This is a genomic window from Shewanella sp. SM23, from assembly GCF_025654295.1.
Lineage (GTDB): Bacteria > Pseudomonadota > Gammaproteobacteria > Enterobacterales > Shewanellaceae > Shewanella > Shewanella oncorhynchi.
Map to the genome: position 1 here is coordinate 170335 of NZ_JAKKRM010000003.1, position 17267 is coordinate 187601.

Consider the following 17267-nt stretch of genomic DNA (forward strand, 5'->3'; position numbering starts at 1 on the left):
GATCAAGATTACTTATTGCCAGTGCCCACTTCTTGCTCGGGTTCCACTGGATTGATGCCATCTTGGGGCTGATTGTCATCGGCATCGAATTTTAGCCGCGAGCGACTAAAGTCATCCATGCTGAAACGGTGTTGTTCAAAGGGGATTTCTATTAGCACTTTTTTGCGCTTCTGCTGCTCGTCTTTACCAAGCATTTTGGTGAACCAGTTCCACATCATCCATGATCCTAAAAAAGGTTATTGATTTTATTTCACTTTCCCTTATCGATTACTATGTCAACGTTTAAGTCAGCCATAATTATTCACGGCGAATCAAATGTTATTATCAATAAAAAGTGAAAAAATACTGCATTTTTAGCTTCGGCGCTTTCCTAAGCGCGCTTGTGCATGATACCGTGAACCGACGTGGTTAACCAAGCACAAATAATGAACTTTCTTACACACTTACATCTCGCCGACATCAGTAAAACCCACCTTGCTGCCAACGTAGCAGGTAACTATATTCAAGCGCCAATTGCGCAAGCCCCAATGGAGTTACGCCAAGCTTTATGGCTAAACCAAGAGATTAATACCCTCTGCGCCAGCCATGAATTGACGATTGAATTAATGGAAGCTTTCCCTGCGCCCTTAAGAAGCATAGCAGCAGAACTCATGGCGGTGAGTTTCGATCACTATTTAGCTTACTATTGGGAAGAATATCACCACCAACCCTTGGATGAATTCAGCAGCAAGGCCTATGACGCGTTAGATGCTTTCGCCACGCAAGGCGTTGATCCATACCATCCAGAGGCATTATTTACACTCTTGCCCACAATGCGCAGCGCCGATTGGCTAGGCAGCTACACCACCGAAAAAGGATTACAACAAGCCTTAGCACAAGTGGCCAAACAGCATCCGCAAGCCGCACTGTTTAAAGATGCCCATAAAGTCGTCAATAAAATGCAGATAGAAATCGAAACCGCGTTCCGCACTTTTTATCCGCAACTAATGGCTTATACCCGTATTTGGAGCCGTAAGACGCCTGCAGAATATTTGCCCTCCCCCCTCTAAGAATAAGCAAGCATGAGATTATGCTGTGTGCCTGCGTAAATTTTGCTAGTATGGCCGTGCAAAAATGAGGACAAGATGCAGATATTTGATTACCAACCCCCAGCTGTTCCTTGGCTAGACATACGCTATAAAGATAGAGATCTGATTATCATCAATAAACCTTCGGGATTATTATCTAATCCGGGTCGAGCAGCTCACACCTTCGATTGCGCGTTAACCCGCTTACAAGCCCTTTATCCAGAAACGATTTTAGTGCATAGGCTCGACTGCGCGACCTCGGGCATTATGGTGTTCGCCCGTAATAAAAAAGCGGAGTCGCATTTAAAAACACAGTTTCAAGATAGACAGAGTAAGAAAGTCTATATTGCCGAAGTGATGGGACATGTGCTGCAAGATCAGGGGATTATTGACCTCGCGATAGTGCCAGACACTGAACATCCGCCCTATCAAAAAACGCTACAGGCGGGAGAGACTGGCGGCAAAAGCGCCCTCACTCACTACCGTGTATTAGAGCGCCGAGAAAACAGCACCTTAGTCGAGCTTTCGCCAGAAACAGGCCGCACCCATCAATTGCGTGTGCATATGCTTGCCCTAGGCCATGCGATTTTGGGTGATGAGTTTTATGGTGATGCCGAGGTTATCAAGGCCAAACCGCGTTTATGTTTACATGCACAAAGCTTAAGTTTGACCCATCCCTATTCGGGTAAATCGCTGTTTTTTAGCAGCAAACATCCATTTACTGAATAACTTAAGCCACTCGTTACAATTCCATAAAAGCAAAAGGTCGCGACTTAGCTCTTAGCTATCGTGCGACCTTAGTTATTTACTGATTCGACTGTCGTCGTTTAAGCGACGCGTATACCTTGACCAAAATCGACATCAGCCGCTAATTTTTCCGCTTGGAAATAGCAGCCCTGCTCATTACAAAATTGTAATTGCTGCGACGATGTCACGATAAAGAATTCACCAAAGAAATTGCCACCAACATCCTCTAGCTTATGGCCCTCAGGGGTTTGCGTCATATAGACTTCATCTAAACTATGGCAGCCATCGCTAAACCAAGTTTCTAAAAAATATTTATCGTCTTCTTTATAGAGGGTAATTTTGTCACCCAATAAAGGACGCCCATCTAACCAACGACCTATAATTTCACGATTTTGCATATCTGTCTCCCGCCAATGAAGGCGACGGCGTTTTTCAATCCCAGACATCCTGATATCCTTATGCAATACCCAATCACCTAAAGTGAATGTCAGTTGTGGTAGTACATTAAGCATAGAACCCATTTAACTCTTTACTCCCCACAGCAGCAAATTACTTCAAATCGCCCGTCAAATGTAATTTTTTGGTTAATTTAAATTTGCTAAATATTTAAAATATAAAAGATAAATACCTTTGACTAATTAATCGGCAGTGTAGCTCAATCTAAAAATAAAAACGCGATCTTTATCACTATTTACTTATCGCTAAAGTAAAGGCAGCTAAAAGACTTATCTTCCTAGATGAATGAGTTTGTTACATCTTTTATTGCCAATTTTAATAGGGTTTCTGATATAACCCATAAGTGAATTACCGCACAAATAAGACCAAGTGATATTTCAATATCCCTACAAAACAAAAATAAAGCAGGAAGCGCTATGCATAACATTCATCGTCGTCACTTTCTTAAAGCAGCGGGCGCAGCTACCGCCGGACTCGTCACAGCCAATATTGCCCTCAACGCCTACGCCAGTAGTGTCGCCCCTAAACCGCAAACGGGTAAATCCGTTATCGGACTCATAGCACCCAAGATGGACGTGGTTCGAGTTGGCTTTATCGGTGTTGGCGAGCGTGGCTTTAGCCATGTCGAGCAATTCTGTCATTTAGAAGGCGTTGAACTTAAAGCTATTTGTGATACTCACCTAGCGGTGCTGGACAGAGCCGTGGATCATATCGTTAAACAGAATCGGCCAAAACCGGCAGTCTATACTGGTAATGACCTGAGCTATCGCGATCTCTTAAGCCGCGATGATATTGATATTGTGATCATTTCTACTCCATGGGAATGGCACGCACCTATGGCGATAGAGACGATGGAAAGCGGTAAACATGCCTTTGTCGAAGTACCGTTAGCACTCACAGTAGAGGAATGCTGGCAAATTGTAGATACCGCCGAACGCACTCAGAAAAACTGCATGATGATGGAAAACGTCAACTACGGCCGTGAAGAACTTATGGTTCTCAACATGGTACGCCAAGGTGTGTTTGGTGAGTTGCTCCACGGTGAAGCCGCTTATATCCACGAGCTACGCTGGCAGATGAAGGAAATCGACCATAAGACGGGCTCATGGCGAACTTATTGGCATACCAAGCGCAACGGTAACTTGTACCCGACCCACGGTTTAGGGCCAGTTTCCCAGTATATGAACATCAACCGCGGTGATAGATTTGATTATCTAACCTCGATGAGTTCCCCAGCCCTTGGCCGTGCGCTCTATACTAAACGTGAATTCCCCGCCGATCATGAGCGTAATCAGCTCAAGTACATCAATGGCGATATCAATACCAGCCTGATTAAAACAGTTAAGGGCCGGACCATCATGGTGCAGCATGACACGACGAGCCCAAGACCTTACAGTCGCCACAATTTAATCCAAGGGACAAATGGCGTGTTTGCGGGTTTCCCGAATCGTATCGCCGTCGAAAATGGTGGCTTTGGTCAAAGTTACCACGAGTGGGATATGGACATGCAAAAGTGGTATGACAAATATGATCACCCTCTGTGGCAACGCATAGGCAAAGAAGCTGAGATTAACGGCGGCCACGGCGGCATGGATTTTGTGATGTTATGGCGCATGATTTATTGCCTGCGCAATGGCGAGGCCTTAGATCAGGATGTGTACGATGCAGCGTCTTGGTCGGTGGTGAATATCTTAAGTGAACATTCAGTCAATGACCGCAGTAACTCAGTCACCTTCCCAGATTTTACCCGCGGCGCGTGGCAAACGGCCAAACCCTTAGGGATTGTAGGCGCATAAGTAGCAGCTTTCGCCAAACTCACAACTTTGCCCTGCCCACCATAAGGATAAGTGCCTCGGCCTTATCCTTTTTCTTAAATGAAGCCTAGAGATGCCCGCACCATCAATAGCAAGCAATTAGGGATAAGCAATTAGGGGCAAAAAACTCATGATAAGAAACCAACTATAAACGCTAATAGTAGCCAATTTCTTTGATTTTCAAAGAAAAATCACCACTCTGCTGGGCACCAATCACTAACCCTAGACTGCAGACTTGGCTTAAATCTATTGCCACTCGGGAAATCGGTTTACCCCGACATTGGGGCAAGAAGTCACTGAAGGGAATTTCTATCCGCTGCCAATTCAAGACTCTAGCGCCACTCACGCCAAACGTTTGATGACTGGGCGCGGGCATAGGCGCTTGATAAACCGTGCTTTGGGGGGTGTCGACATCCTTTAAATTCACTTTATAGTCTTTAGGTCGGTCGCCATCAAGTTCGACATAGATCCCAGTAAACCCACTGACATCTATTGGGTTAAACTCACAACGCACCGAAGCAAACCCGCCGCCATTTGCCAGTGACACATGGCCGCTAAACTCTCCATAGCCTAAAGGTGACACCGTCATCTTACTGCGGGACAAACCGCCCATCACAGTGTCATTTATCCCATACCAGGGCTTTGCAGCATCTCGCACTCTAAAATCAAAAAAGATCATAACGACTCCCATAAAAAAAGCAGCCACCTAAGTGACTGCTTCCATAATACTTTTCAATACGAATAACAGCACTCGTTAACTCAGTTTAGCTTTATTCTCAGCAGCTTCACAAGCAGCAGCGGTAAAGATAACGTCAGTTGAGCTGTTCAATGCGGTTTCGGCAGCATCTTGAACCACACCAATAATAAAGCCGACAGCGACCACTTGCATGGCGACATCATTAGAAATACCAAACAAGCTACAAGCCAGTGGGATCAACAGTAATGAACCACCCGCTACACCCGAGGCGCCGCAAGCCGAAATAGCGGCTACAACGCTCAATAACAATGCGGTGAGTAAATCGACTTGAATGCCTAAGGTATGCGCCGCAGCTAAGGTCAATACCGTAATAGTGATCGCCGCGCCGCCCATATTGATGGTGGCACCTAAGGGAATAGAGACTGAGTAAGTGTCTTCATGCAGATTTAATTTTTCACACAGCGCCATATTCACCGGAATATTCGCCGCACTCGAGCGGGTAAAAAATGCCGTCACGCCACTTTCACGCAAACAACGAAATACCAACGGATAGGGATTACGTTTAATCTTCACGTAAACAATTAAAGGATTAACGATTAACGCAATAATGGCCATCGCACCTAATAACACAGCCAATAACTGCGCATAACCCGCAATTGCGGCAAAACCGGTTTCAGCAAACGTCGCAGCAACTAAACCAAAAATACCAATAGGTGCTAAACGAATAATGAAATGCACCATTTGCGAAATGCCGTGGCTCATGTCGGCAAATACTTGCTTAGTCGAATCGCTAGCATGATGTAAGGCTAAACCTAAACCCACACCCCAAGCAAGAATACCAATATAGTTGCCCGTCATTAACGCATTCACTGGATTATCAACCAGTTTAAATAATAAGGTATGGATCACTTCACCAATACCTTGTGGAGGACTTGTACCTTCCACACCAGCAACCAAAACTAAAGTCGTGGGGAAAATAGAGCTTAAAATCACAGCAGTTAACGCCGCGGCAAAGGTACCCAATAAATACAGGATCACAATTGGGCGCATATTGGTTTGCGTATTTTTCTTTTGATTGGCAATCGACGATGCTACTAAGATAAATACCAGTATTGGAGCAATCGCTTTTAGTGCTCCAACAAATAAACTGCCTAAGAAGGCGATATCTTTTGCGCTATCGGGTGAAAAACTCGCTAACACCACACCAGCGATAATCCCTAATAAGATTTGTAATACGAGACTGCCATTAGCCAACTTAGCTAATAATGATGATTCTTGTTTCATGGTTTAACCTGTCGTTATTATATTTCGGTTGAGATCCCCAACGCGCACCTTCGGAAATGAGGCCAATAAGGTTTTTATAGGATGTGACTAGACTTGTCTAGTTTTGCGGGGAAATAAGCTAACTAAATTACCCTTGTCCCGCAAAAAGCATACAAAAAACTAACAAGCGCCTTATTGGCGCTGCTTCATGGCTAAATCGGCACCACGCAACATGGCATCAATCAACTCGTGGGCATCGAACTTAGTCAGCGCTTCATTTGCCCCCACTTGGTGGGCCTGACTCACGCTTATTTCGCTGGATAAAGACGTGTGTAAAATGATGTATGCCTTGGCGGTCAGTGGATTATCACGCACCTCAAACGCCAGTTCATAACCATCTAGTCCCGGCATCTCAATATCACTCACCAGAATATCTATGGGGTGATGCTCTAGTGCCGCTTGTTCCATCATGACTAAGGCTTCTTTACCGTCGGCGGTCACTCGATAAGGGATGTTGATCATATCAAGAGCGTCGGATAACTGCTTACGTGCCACCTTAGAATCATCCACTAACAGGATATTCATGGGTTTGAGTTTCTCACGCTGCACATCGGTCAAGATTGCCCGATTTGCCTGTGGGTTATTCGGGAAAATTTTCGACAGCAATAACTCAACATCGAGCAATTGTACTAACTGGTCCTCAAAACGGGTCACGCCAGTCAAGTAAGCATTCTTGCCCAAATTGGCAGAAGGCGCCTCAATATCGCGCCAATTACATTCAATAATCTTATCGATACCACGCACTAAAAAGCCAATGATCATCCGCTGACAGTCAGTGATGATGATGTAGCATTTTTCCCGCTCTTCAGGAGCTATCGGCCGATAACCAATCGCAGCCGCCATATCTATGATAGGAATCGTATGGCCACGAATAGTTGAAGCGCCAAGAATCGTCGGATGAGATTGGGGAATTTTGCTTAGCTGTGTGTACGGCACCAGCTCACGCACTTTCAACGTGCCTAAGGCAAACACTTGAGTCTGTGATAACCGAAACAGTAGTAATCCCTGTGACTGACTTGCCTTACTTTTCATAATTAGATAAATAACTCACTAAAAACAACCTTCGGATAGCTTAACCTTAACACAGTAAAATTTTGATGACTAAGGTCAAACGAATGAAACTATTATTACCTATTTATTAATAGGTTCGACGCCAATCGCCGACAAATACTTAGTCTTGCAATGCATACAAGACATCAAAGGCGAATTGATCCCAACCTTCGGCAGTAAAAGCGATATCGCGAATATTACGAACTTGGCTCACAGCATGTAATGGCGCTGCACCATTGACCATCAAGTAATAGGCCATGATAAGACTGGTGCGATCCTTGCCAGAGCGACAATGGATCACTACAGGCAGCTCATCGGCTTCACATTGCTGAATAAAAGCGAGTGCCTTGGGCAACTGAGCGACACAAATCGCCACATCCCCATCTTGGGGCGGCACATTGCGCGAAAAGGGAATACATTCGTAACGTAAATCAAGCTGCTTAAACGCACTCGGCTCGCAGCCCTCGCCCCCATTGACCGACAGAATGGCACCAATACCGGCCTCTTTGAGCGCTTGTAAATCCCAAGGATCTTTATTAGGGCCACTGCGCCCTGCGACTTTACCTTCAACTAACCAGAATAAGTGTTGCATAAACCTTACCTACGACAAGTGAGATGACAAGGAACGCCAGAGATAAGCTAAGAATAGCTTGTTTCCAACGACTTAAGATTTTTTACCCCAAAATTCAGCATTGGCAGGCGGTAACTGTTTACGTTTTTTTTTACCCATACCTTCAGGCTTGGCGACAGGTTTAGCTTGTTCTAACAGTTCGGCTGGCATTTCATCATCGGCTTCAAAACCGACAATTTGCTCACGCACTAACTTAAGTTTGTTCTTTTTCTCTATCACGCCAAAGTGGTGATAATCCTCATGGGAAATCAAGGTCACGGCCAAGCCTGCTTCACCGGCGCGGCCACTACGGCCAATACGATGCATATAATCTGCAGGGCTTCGTGGTAAATCAAAGTTGATCACCACAGGCAGTTTATCGATATCGATACCACGGGCGGCAATATCGGTCGCAATTAACACACTGATCTCACCATTTTTAAAGCCATCGAGCACCCGCGTACGCGCACCTTGGGCTTTATCGCCATGGAACACTTCGGCTGTGATCCCACGTTTAGACAGCTTTTGCGCTAAGTGATTACAAGTATTTTTAGCACTCACGAAGATCAACGCCTGTGACCACTGATGTTCTTTAATCAGATGCGCCAATAATGCGGTTTTCATCGGACGATTAACCGTAATCACCCGTTGATGAATCGTGCTTTCTTGCTCACTTTGCAATTGATATTCAAGTGGATTATTAAGCAGTTTTGCCGTTAACTCACGGACTTCTTCAGGGAATGTCGCAGAGAATAATAAGGTTTGTTTCTTGACGGGCAAAGCGTCGAGCACTTGAGCTAATTCTTCAGTAAAACCAAGGCTTAACATGCGGTCAGCTTCATCTAGCACTAAGGCGCTGACACGATTGAGTTTGATGGCATTACTGGACAACAGATCTAACAAACGACCCGGCGTTGCTACGAGTACGTCGGCACCAGAGCGTAGACTCTGCATTTGCGCATTCACCGACACACCGCCAAACGCAGCCACAATTTTTAGCTTGCCATTGAGATGTGAGGCATAGGATAAAAAGCTGTCAGCGACTTGTTGTGCTAATTCACGGGTTGGGACTAAGACCAAACAACGAACACAAGCGCCTGTCTTATCCTCTGTTTTTGCGTCAACAAGTTGTTGCAACAGCGGCACGGCAAAGGCTGCCGTTTTACCCGAGCCCGTATTAGCACCGGCTAACACATCGCGCCCCGCAAGCACAGCGGGGATCGTCGCCGCCTGTACTGGTGTAGGCGAAACATACGCTAATTCGGTTAATCGATTTAGCAAAGGTGCAATAATGCCGAGTTGGGCAAAGCTTGCCGCAGAGGAAGAAGCCTGAGTCATAGAAAGTTTAACTGCTCACCAATATCTTAATAGGCGGCTATTCTAGCTTAAATATCGAGGCAATGCTTGGCAGTTTCCAGCGTTAATAACTGCTGTTTCATCGCAAGCCCATAGGCGTAACCCGTTAACTTGCCATTTTTGCCTATCACTCTATGGCAAGGCACGATAATCGCAATCGGATTCGCACCATTGGCCGCGCCCACGGCGCGCACCGCCTTAGGCCGACCAATTTGCTCGGCAATCTGCCCATAGCTGCAGCTCTGACCATAATCTACATTGAGCAAAGCTTGCCAAACTTCACGCTGAAATTCAGTGCCTTTAGGTGCGAGCTTTACATTAAATTCAATCAGTTCACCTGCAAAATAACGCGCGAGCTGCACTTGAGTTTCACTAATATGCGCCTTAGCTTGATTGAGGACATCCTCACTCACCTTAGCAAGCGCAATCTCAGTGCGATCCGAGCCGACAACCGTTAAATGACTCAGCCCATAGGCATTGGCATTTAACTGCAATATTCCGGCAGGACTCATAAAAGTATCTACGGCACAGGGCTGATACGCAGCAATACTCGGCGCTTGGCTCAATTGACGAATCGCATGCTTCATAATTTATCTCTCTATTTATGTCTTACATTTATCTCTATCAATTTAGATCGTTTTACGTCGTTATTGATGCCAAAGTTGAAAGGTTAAATAACTGCCCCAAGGCGCGATCTCTTGACTCAGTTGCTGGCACAGCTGCAGGTAGTTAACCGCACCCGCAGCGGCTTCATCCAGCCTATGGGTCTTGCCATACAAGACCAGCAAATGCTTTTTAACAATCAAATCGGTATGCAAAAACACATTGGGATCGCCCAAACCGCGAAGCTTGGCATAGGCTATCGTCCATGGACCTATGCCCTTAACGCTGAGCCAATCATCGACACTCGCCTCAGGATGATCGCAGATAAACGCCGCGAGCGCATTGAGAGCTAATTTACGAGCGCCGGGCATTTTTAGCTCTGTTAGACTCGCCTCACGAATGGCCTCGGGTGTAGGAAATAAACGATACTCGCACCCATTGAGATTAAAGCGCTCGCCATAGGCTTCAACCAATTGATTAAGTAGCTTAGTCGCCTGCACTACCGTCACTTGCTGACCTAAAATCGCGCGGCAGGCCGCCTCAAATAAGGAGCCTGCACCGGGAATGCGTAATCCCGAAAACGGTGTTAATCCTAAACTTGGTAGCGCACTTAAGCCTTGTTCAATCTGCAGCATATCCGCATCGAGATCTAAAATGCGTCGCACTTCAGTGACCAGCAATTGCAGCTCATCGACAGGGGAATCTTCGGTCAACATTATCGCGAGTTTGAAGCGATTTAGCTTAGGCTCATGGATAATGTGCACTGTGCCGCGCATCTTACCTAGGGCAAAACAGCGACCATATTCGAGCCCATTATCGCCAGCTTTGGCCTCATCTACCACGGACGCCTCATCGCCAACGACATCGCTCGCTTGTGGATGACTCATCTGCGGTGTGAACCATTCCATCCCTGTTACTGCACGTAATCGATAAAACGCCAGCTGTGATGTCCAATCCAATGGCGGCCGATAATACTGATACAAGGTTAATCCATAGTGAGGCACAAATTCACCCATAGTATCAATCTCACCTAATCCTGTTGATGGCTCAATCATGGACTCCTTTGCCGCTTTGGTTAATGCACTCTTTCTTAACTGGGTCGGCGTCAATTGCAAGGTTTGCTTAAACGCCTCATTGAAACGGCGAATACTGTTGAAACCCGCCGCCATCGCGACTTGAGTGATAGGTAATTGGGTTTGGTGCAATAATTGTTTAGCAAACAGTAACTGCCGATATAAGGCATATTGTTTTGGCGAAGTGCCAAAACCTTCGGTAAAGAGCTTATTGAGATAACGACTGCTGATCCCTAATCGGTCAGCCAATTGTGTTACTGTCGAGGCTGGCTCTCCCGATGACTTTCCCGCTAAGGCACCCGCTTCGATTAAGCTAATGGCCCTCGATAACGTTGTGCCAGTCCCCTTCCAAGGATTCGATCCCGGCGCACTGTCGGGCCGACAACGTAAACATGGGCGTAATCCCGCCTGCGCGGCTTTAATGGCCGAATCAAAATAACGCACATTTTGCTCTTTTGGTGCCACAGCAGGACACACAGTTCGGCAATAAATGCCCGTTGTTAAGACGCCCACAAAAAACTTACCATCAAACCGCGGATCACGGCTCATCCTCGCTTCACGGCAAATGGACGCAGAAAGTTGCCCCGAACTGGACTCCAGCGAATGCACCGAATCTATTTCATCACGCTTATTTGCACTCTCAGACGCTCTATCTGTACTCATTTTTCATCACGCCCGACAATATTCGCTCACAATTAATTTCTTGTTCATTACTTTACGTAAAACTAGCATATAGCACTAGCGGAAAACGGAACTCAATCATTTCAATGCTTTTAGGGCATGAAATCTTATATACCCAAGCTACCTGAAGATACGAGTTTCAGAGCGTTTAGGGTGCTTCAATTCAAGGCGCATCAATGACAGAATGTCGGCCACCTTTTGAATTGGTGCAACACGGAAGTGGAGTGTCCTAGACGCTCCGTCCCGGCGGCTGATGTTAACCACGGGGTAACGCACTTTATGCCGTGTTGGTTATTTTTAACTTAGTCCACTAGGTCTGCAAATAACCGCCTTGCCTAAAGTGCGTTAAATTCCCGCTGAATCCTGCATCTTCAGGTTGTTTGGGTATATGCTAGAGCCAACTATTTTTTATCTCACCATAGAGTTAATTCATGTTTAAACGATTTGAATCCTGGGTTGAAGCCCTACCCGATGATGAACCCACTAAACCACCCACAGGGGTTTATGCTTTTTGTCGCCACTACACTAAGGGCTACGAACTGCCGCTGATCTTAATGTCAGTGCTGACCGCCATGCTGGCCATGCTTGAAGTGTCACTGTTCGGGTTCATGGGCCAATTAGTGGATTGGCTTGTGAAAAAAAATCCCGAAACCTTATTCCAAGACGAAGGCACGACCTTAATGCTGATGGGAGGTATGGTGATAATTGTGATGCCAATATTGGTATTACTGCATGCGCTTATCATGCATCAAACCTTGCTCGGCAATTATCCTATGTCGATCCGCTGGCTTGCACACCGTTATTTGCTAAAACAAAGTGTATCGTTTTATCAAGATGATTTTGCTGGTAGAATCGCCACGAAAGTGATGCAAACATCCTTAGCCGTGCGCGAAACTGTGATGAAATTGCTCGATGTGTTGGTATACATTTTAGTGTATTTCACCTCTATGCTGGTGATGATTGCCAGCGCTGATCTGCGCTTAGTCATACCTATGCTCGTCTGGCTTGCACTGTATGTTGGTCTGCAATGGTACTTTGTGCCTAGACTAAAAAGTGTCTCTACCGAGCAAGCCGATGCGCGCTCAACCATGACAGGCCGTATCGTCGACAGCTATACCAACATCACCACAGTGAAGCTATTCGCCCACACGCAAAAAGAAGCCGAATACGCCAAATCCAGTATGCGGATATTTTTAGACACGGTTTATCGCCAAATGCGCTTAGTGACGGGCATCAGCGTCAGCGTGCAAATCATCAACTATCTGTTGGCCTTTAGTATTGCAGCAGTATCGATAGCCCTATGGACCGATAGCGCAATCACGGTCGGCGCCATCGCCATTGCGGTCAGTTTAGCACTGCGCTTAAACGGCATGTCACAGTGGATAATGTGGGAAATCAGTTCGTTATTCGAAAATATCGGCACGGTTACCGATGGAATGAACACCTTATCGAAAACAACGATCATCCAAGATGAGCCAAACGCCAAGGCGCTGGTCGTCAATCATGGCAAGATTGATTTCAACCAAGTGTGTTTCCATTACGGTGAGCAGACTGGCGTGATTGAAGATCTGAATCTGAATATTAAAGCAGGTGAAAAAGTTGGCTTAGTAGGGCGTTCTGGCGCGGGTAAATCGACCCTAGTGAATCTACTAATGCGATTCTACGATGTTGAAAAAGGTCAGATTAATATTGACGACCAAGACATCAAGATGGTTATGCAAGATTCACTGCGTTCGCAAATTGGCATGGTGACCCAAGATACCTCCCTCTTGCACCGCACCATTCGCGAGAATATTCTTTACGGCAATCCCAGTGCCAGTGAAGAGCAACTTGATCGCGCGATTAAACAAGCTCAAGCCTATGACTTTATTCAGGAACTCAGTGATCCTAACGGTAATCATGGCTTAGATGCCCAAGTGGGTGAACGTGGCGTAAAACTCTCTGGCGGCCAAAGGCAACGTATCGCCATCGCGCGGGTTTTATTAAAAAATGCGCCTATTTTACTGCTTGATGAAGCCACATCTGCGCTAGATTCTGAAGTCGAAGCCGCCATTCAAGAAAGTTTATATGAATTAATGCAAGGCAAGACAGTGATCGCGATTGCCCATCGACTTTCTACTATTGCCGCGATGGACAGGTTAATTGTATTAGATCAAGGCCGAGTCGTTGAGCAAGGCACGCACCATGAACTCATCGCCGCAGGCGGGATTTATGCTCAATTATGGGCCCACCAAACCGGTGGATTCTTAGGTGTAGACTAAGCCAAAGGTAAGATGACGAAAGGCGACACTCAGCAGTGAGTGTCACCTTTTTTATCTCAAATAAGTTTCCACCTAATTCTGCCCTCTTCCCACAAAGCTTCACTCTTACACTCGCCCGCATATTCACCGCAACGATACGCTATTCAGCTATTACAATAGCTACCGTAAGAACGGTTCACTTCAAATTGCGCTAGTTTAGCGATTGGAAGCATGAGATAAATCGCGATTAACGATTCAACTTATCAGTATTGAAAGTGGCAGCATTCAAAGTGCCAACACACTGAACAATCCGAAAGGTGAGTTTTAGCCCTGGATTAGCGCAAGGTTAAGCAGGAAAACACTTAAATAATTCTTATCACACGATTGAACAGAATGACTTCACCACACTAAGTAAGCCTCTCGAAGCATCATTCATTTTTATTTAGGTGGTTTGAATTGGTGGGTAAATTCGGCAAATAACTCGGGGCGTATGACTCGTAAATGAATCGGGGAGATCTCGATTTAATATTCAAAATTCAGACACAAAAAAACCACCTTGAGGTGGCTTATTGTCTTTAACCAAAGTTTCGATAAACCTTGATTAAAATTGGTATCCCCTAGGGGATTCGAACCCCTGTTACCGCCGTGAAAGGGCGGTGTCCTAGGCCTCTAGACGAAGGGGACCCGGACTTATGATTTAACTCGTAACCGAGCTTTGTAACACATTCACTTCAGTAGGCTAGGAAGCAAATGCCTTGTTCTTACCAAACAACACGTTAGTTATTTGYTAGGAACCAAAATGTGGTATCCCCTAGGGGATTCGAACCCCTGTTACCGCCGTGAAAGGGCGGTGTCCTAGGCCTCTAGACGAAGGGGACCCGGACTTATGATTTAACTCGTAACCGAGCTTTGTAACACATTCGCTTCAGTAGGCTAGGAAGCAAATACCTTGTTCTTACCAAACAACACGTTAGTTATTTGCTAGGAACCACTCTCTATAAAATATAGATGGTATCCCCTAGGGGATTCGAACCCCTGTTACCGCCGTGAAAGGGCGGTGTCCTAGGCCTCTAGACGAAGGGGACCCGGACTTATGTTTTAACTCGTAACCGAGCTTTGTAACACATTCACTTCAGTAGGCTAGGAAGCAAATGCCTTGTTCTTACCAAACAACACGTTAGTTATTTGCTAGGAACACAAAATGTGGTATCCCCTAGGGGATTCGAACCCCTGTTACCGCCGTGAAAGGGCGGTGTCCTAGGCCTCTAGACGAAGGGGACCCGGACTTATGATTTAACTCGTAACCGAGCTTTGTAACACATTCACTTCAGTATGCTAGGAAGCAAATGCCTTGTTCTTACCAAACAACACGTTAGTTATTTGCTAGGAACCAAAATGTGGTATCCCCTAGGGGATTCGAACCCCTGTTACCGCCGTGAAAGGGCGGTGTCCTAGGCCTCTAGACGAAGGGGACCCGGACATATTAATTTGAACTTAACGTTCCCGTTTAACATCTACGGTATCATAGGCACTCTTCTAAGTAGCGAAGTGTGCCTTGGGTGTATTAATTTAAACTTTCGTTTCTGCTTAATAAGGCAGTAAATTGGTGGAGCTACACGGGATCGAACCGTGGACCTCTTGCATGCCATGCAAGCGCTCTCCCAGCTGAGCTATAGCCCCAAATTTTTGTCAACACAGCTAACTTTAGCAGTATATGTATCAGCAGAAATTTAGACTTTGTTCTTACCAAACAACACGTTAGTTATTTGCTAGGAACCACTCTCTATAAAATATAGATGGTATCCCCTAGGGGATTCGAACCCCTGTTACCGCCGTGAAAGGGCGGTGTCCTAGGCCTCTAGACGAAGGGGACCCCGGACATATTAATTTGAACTTTTCACTAGAAAAGGTTCCCGTTTAACATCTACGGTAAGTTTGGTGGAGCTACACGGGATCGAACCGTGGACCTCTTGCATGCCATGCAAGCGCTCTCCCAGCTGAGCTATAACCCCAAACCTATCGAACTACATTTAAGTGCACTGCAAGCATTTGCTCGACTGTGTCTCAACTGCGTGGCGCATTCTATGCAGCGCACCTAAAAGTGTCAACTCGTTTTTTTAGGAATTTATTCTATCTGCTACAAATTCAATCGCTTTGGATATTCTTTGCTCAGAACGGCTTCTTCCAATTAAAAATAGTGTGATATCTAAGCCTGGAGACTGCCCTGCCCCTGTTACTGCAACACGTAAAGGCATACCGACCTTACCCATACCCACATCTAATTCAGTCGCTGTATCTTCAATTGCCTGATGAATAGCTTCAGCTGTCCACTCAGTTAATGCCGATAATTTCTGTTGCACCAGTTGCAATGGCTCTAACGCAACACCGCGTAAATGCTTTTTCGCCTGTGCTTCATCAAACTCAGCAAAATCTTCATAGAAATAGCGGCTAGATGCGGCTAACTCTTTTAGAGTCTTAGCGCGCTCAGCTAATGCAGTGACCACTTCAGCTAATGCTGGGCCATTTGACAGATCAATTTTTTGATCGTCCATGTGCCATTGTAAGTGTGTTGCCACATATTCTGGATCTAGGCTCTTTATATAGTGTTGGTTCAACCACACCAGTTTATCGGTATTAAAAGCAGAAGCGGCTTTGTTGATGTCACTCAACTTAAAGAATTGCTTCATTTCTTCTAATGAGAAAATCTCTTGATCGCCATGTGACCAACCTAAACGTACTAAATAGTTCAGCAGGGCTTCTGGTAAATAGCCATCGTCACGGTACTGCATTACGCTAACAGCGCCATGGCGCTTAGACAACTTAGCGCCGTCATCACCTAGAATCATAGATACGTGTGCATATTCTGGGATCGGCGCCCCTAATGCTTTAAGAATGTTGATTTGACGCGGGGTATTGTTGATATGGTCTTCACCACGCACCACACAAGTGATCCCCATATCCCAATCGTCAACCACCACACAGAAGTTATAGGTTGGTACGCCGTCGGTACGGGCGATGATCAAGTCATCTAATGCATCGTTAGAAAATTCAATCCGACCACGAACATGGTCATCAAATACCACTGAACCACCGATTGGATTTTTAAAACGCACCACAAATGGTTCATCAGTCTCGCGAGCGGGTAAGTCGCGACAGCAACCATCATACTTTTGTGCTTCACCGTTAGCGGCCTGTGATTCTCTTAAGGCATCGATTCGCTCACGTGAACAGTAACATTTATACGCTGTGCCCTTTTCTAACATTTGAGCAATGATTTCGTTATAACGGTCAAAACGCTTAGTTTGGTAATATGGGCCCTCGTCCCATGTCAAACCTAGCCAGTTCATGCCTTCTAAAATCGCATCGCAAGCAGCTTGAGTCGAACGCTCAATATCAGTGTCTTCAATACGTAATACAAACTCACCGTTATTTGCACGGGCTTGTAACCAAGAATAAAGTGCCGTACGGGCACCACCAACATGCAAGAAACCGGTAGGACTAGGGGCAAAACGCGTCTTAGTTGTCATAATGGGACACTAACCTATATAAA

The 17267-nt window shown here is 45.8% G+C and carries 14 protein-coding genes and 8 tRNA genes; 4 read left to right on the plus strand and 18 right to left on the minus strand.

Features of this window, described 5'->3' with window-relative positions; genetic code table 11:
• Positions 1–8: 8 nt before the first annotated feature.
• Positions 9–218: a hypothetical protein gene (locus tag L5L98_RS05465; RefSeq protein WP_263139167.1), complete on the minus strand. Its 210-nt coding sequence runs from the start codon at positions 216–218 to the stop codon at positions 9–11.
• 207 nt (positions 219–425) lie between these two features.
• Between L5L98_RS05465 and L5L98_RS05470 the strand changes: the two genes are divergently transcribed.
• Together L5L98_RS05470 and L5L98_RS05475 are read left to right on the plus strand one after the other, a co-directional pair.
• Positions 426–1049: an ACP phosphodiesterase gene (locus L5L98_RS05470; RefSeq protein ID WP_219253881.1), complete on the plus strand. Its 624-nt coding sequence runs from the start codon at positions 426–428 to the stop codon at positions 1047–1049.
• A gap of 75 nt (positions 1050–1124) precedes the next feature.
• A complete protein-coding gene (locus tag L5L98_RS05475; protein WP_219251542.1) occupies positions 1125–1796 on the plus strand; it encodes an RluA family pseudouridine synthase in 672 nt (223 codons plus the stop codon).
• 98 nt (positions 1797–1894) lie between these two features.
• Here the strand turns inward: L5L98_RS05475 and L5L98_RS05480 are convergent, their stop codons facing one another.
• Positions 1895–2335, minus strand: coding sequence for a hypothetical protein (locus L5L98_RS05480; RefSeq protein WP_131523165.1), 441 nt, complete (start codon positions 2333–2335; stop codon positions 1895–1897).
• A 351-nt stretch (positions 2336–2686) separates the two neighbouring features.
• On the opposite strand from L5L98_RS05480, the gene L5L98_RS05485 reads away from it, so the two are divergent.
• Positions 2687–4066 carry a Gfo/Idh/MocA family oxidoreductase gene (locus L5L98_RS05485; protein ID WP_263139171.1) on the plus strand — a complete coding sequence of 460 codons (1380 nt, stop codon included), beginning with the start codon at positions 2687–2689 and terminating at the stop codon, positions 4064–4066.
• Positions 4067–4238: 172 nt separating this feature from the next.
• On the opposite strand, the gene L5L98_RS05490 is transcribed toward L5L98_RS05485, so the two are convergent.
• The 7 genes from L5L98_RS05490 to L5L98_RS05520 form a co-directional block, all read right to left on the minus strand.
• Positions 4239–4763 (minus strand): CIA30 family protein, encoded by a 525-nt coding sequence (locus L5L98_RS05490; RefSeq protein WP_131523161.1) that lies wholly within the window; start codon positions 4761–4763, stop codon positions 4239–4241.
• 75 nt (positions 4764–4838) lie between these two features.
• A complete protein-coding gene (sstT, locus tag L5L98_RS05495) occupies positions 4839–6065 on the minus strand; it encodes a serine/threonine transporter SstT (RefSeq protein ID WP_113941009.1) in 1227 nt (408 codons plus the stop codon).
• Positions 6066–6236: 171 nt separating this feature from the next.
• Complete coding sequence (locus tag L5L98_RS05500) at positions 6237–7136, minus strand: chemotaxis protein CheV (RefSeq protein WP_028761082.1); 900 nt, start codon at positions 7134–7136, stop codon at positions 6237–6239.
• A 139-nt stretch (positions 7137–7275) separates the two neighbouring features.
• Positions 7276–7746 (minus strand): dual specificity protein phosphatase family protein, encoded by a 471-nt coding sequence (locus tag L5L98_RS05505; protein WP_028761083.1) that lies wholly within the window; start codon positions 7744–7746, stop codon positions 7276–7278.
• Between the two features lie 72 nt (positions 7747–7818).
• On the minus strand, positions 7819–9102 hold the full coding sequence (locus tag L5L98_RS05510) for a DEAD/DEAH box helicase (protein ID WP_113941008.1): 1284 nt from the start codon (positions 9100–9102) through the stop codon (positions 7819–7821).
• A 47-nt stretch (positions 9103–9149) separates the two neighbouring features.
• Positions 9150–9707 (minus strand): methylated-DNA--[protein]-cysteine S-methyltransferase, encoded by a 558-nt coding sequence (locus L5L98_RS05515; protein ID WP_014610850.1) that lies wholly within the window; start codon positions 9705–9707, stop codon positions 9150–9152.
• A 60-nt stretch (positions 9708–9767) separates the two neighbouring features.
• A complete protein-coding gene (locus L5L98_RS05520; RefSeq protein WP_263139178.1) occupies positions 9768–11459 on the minus strand; it encodes a DNA-3-methyladenine glycosylase 2 family protein in 1692 nt (563 codons plus the stop codon).
• Between the two features lie 449 nt (positions 11460–11908).
• Here L5L98_RS05520 and L5L98_RS05525 point away from each other — a divergent pair, with 449 nt between their 5' ends.
• Entirely contained in the window at positions 11909–13738 is a 1830-nt protein-coding gene (locus L5L98_RS05525; RefSeq protein WP_113941006.1) for an ABC transporter ATP-binding protein, read from the plus strand.
• 587 nt (positions 13739–14325) lie between these two features.
• Here L5L98_RS05525 and L5L98_RS05530 read toward each other — a convergent pair.
• The 9 genes from L5L98_RS05530 to gltX form a co-directional block, all read right to left on the minus strand.
• A tRNA-Glu gene (locus L5L98_RS05530) sits at positions 14326–14401 on the minus strand.
• Positions 14402–14519: 118 nt separating this feature from the next.
• Positions 14520–14595 (minus strand) — tRNA-Glu (locus L5L98_RS05535).
• 131 nt (positions 14596–14726) lie between these two features.
• Positions 14727–14802: transfer RNA gene (locus L5L98_RS05540), tRNA-Glu, on the minus strand.
• A gap of 119 nt (positions 14803–14921) precedes the next feature.
• Positions 14922–14997, minus strand: a tRNA-Glu gene (locus L5L98_RS05545).
• 118 nt (positions 14998–15115) lie between these two features.
• A tRNA-Glu gene (locus L5L98_RS05550) sits at positions 15116–15191 on the minus strand.
• Between the two features lie 130 nt (positions 15192–15321).
• Positions 15322–15397, minus strand: a tRNA-Ala gene (locus L5L98_RS05555).
• 117 nt (positions 15398–15514) lie between these two features.
• Positions 15515–15590, minus strand: a tRNA-Glu gene (locus L5L98_RS05560).
• Between the two features lie 63 nt (positions 15591–15653).
• Positions 15654–15729 (minus strand) — tRNA-Ala (locus L5L98_RS05565).
• 105 nt (positions 15730–15834) lie between these two features.
• A complete protein-coding gene (gene gltX, locus L5L98_RS05570) occupies positions 15835–17244 on the minus strand; it encodes a glutamate--tRNA ligase (protein WP_105252064.1) in 1410 nt (469 codons plus the stop codon).
• Positions 17245–17267: the final 23 nt, after the last annotated feature.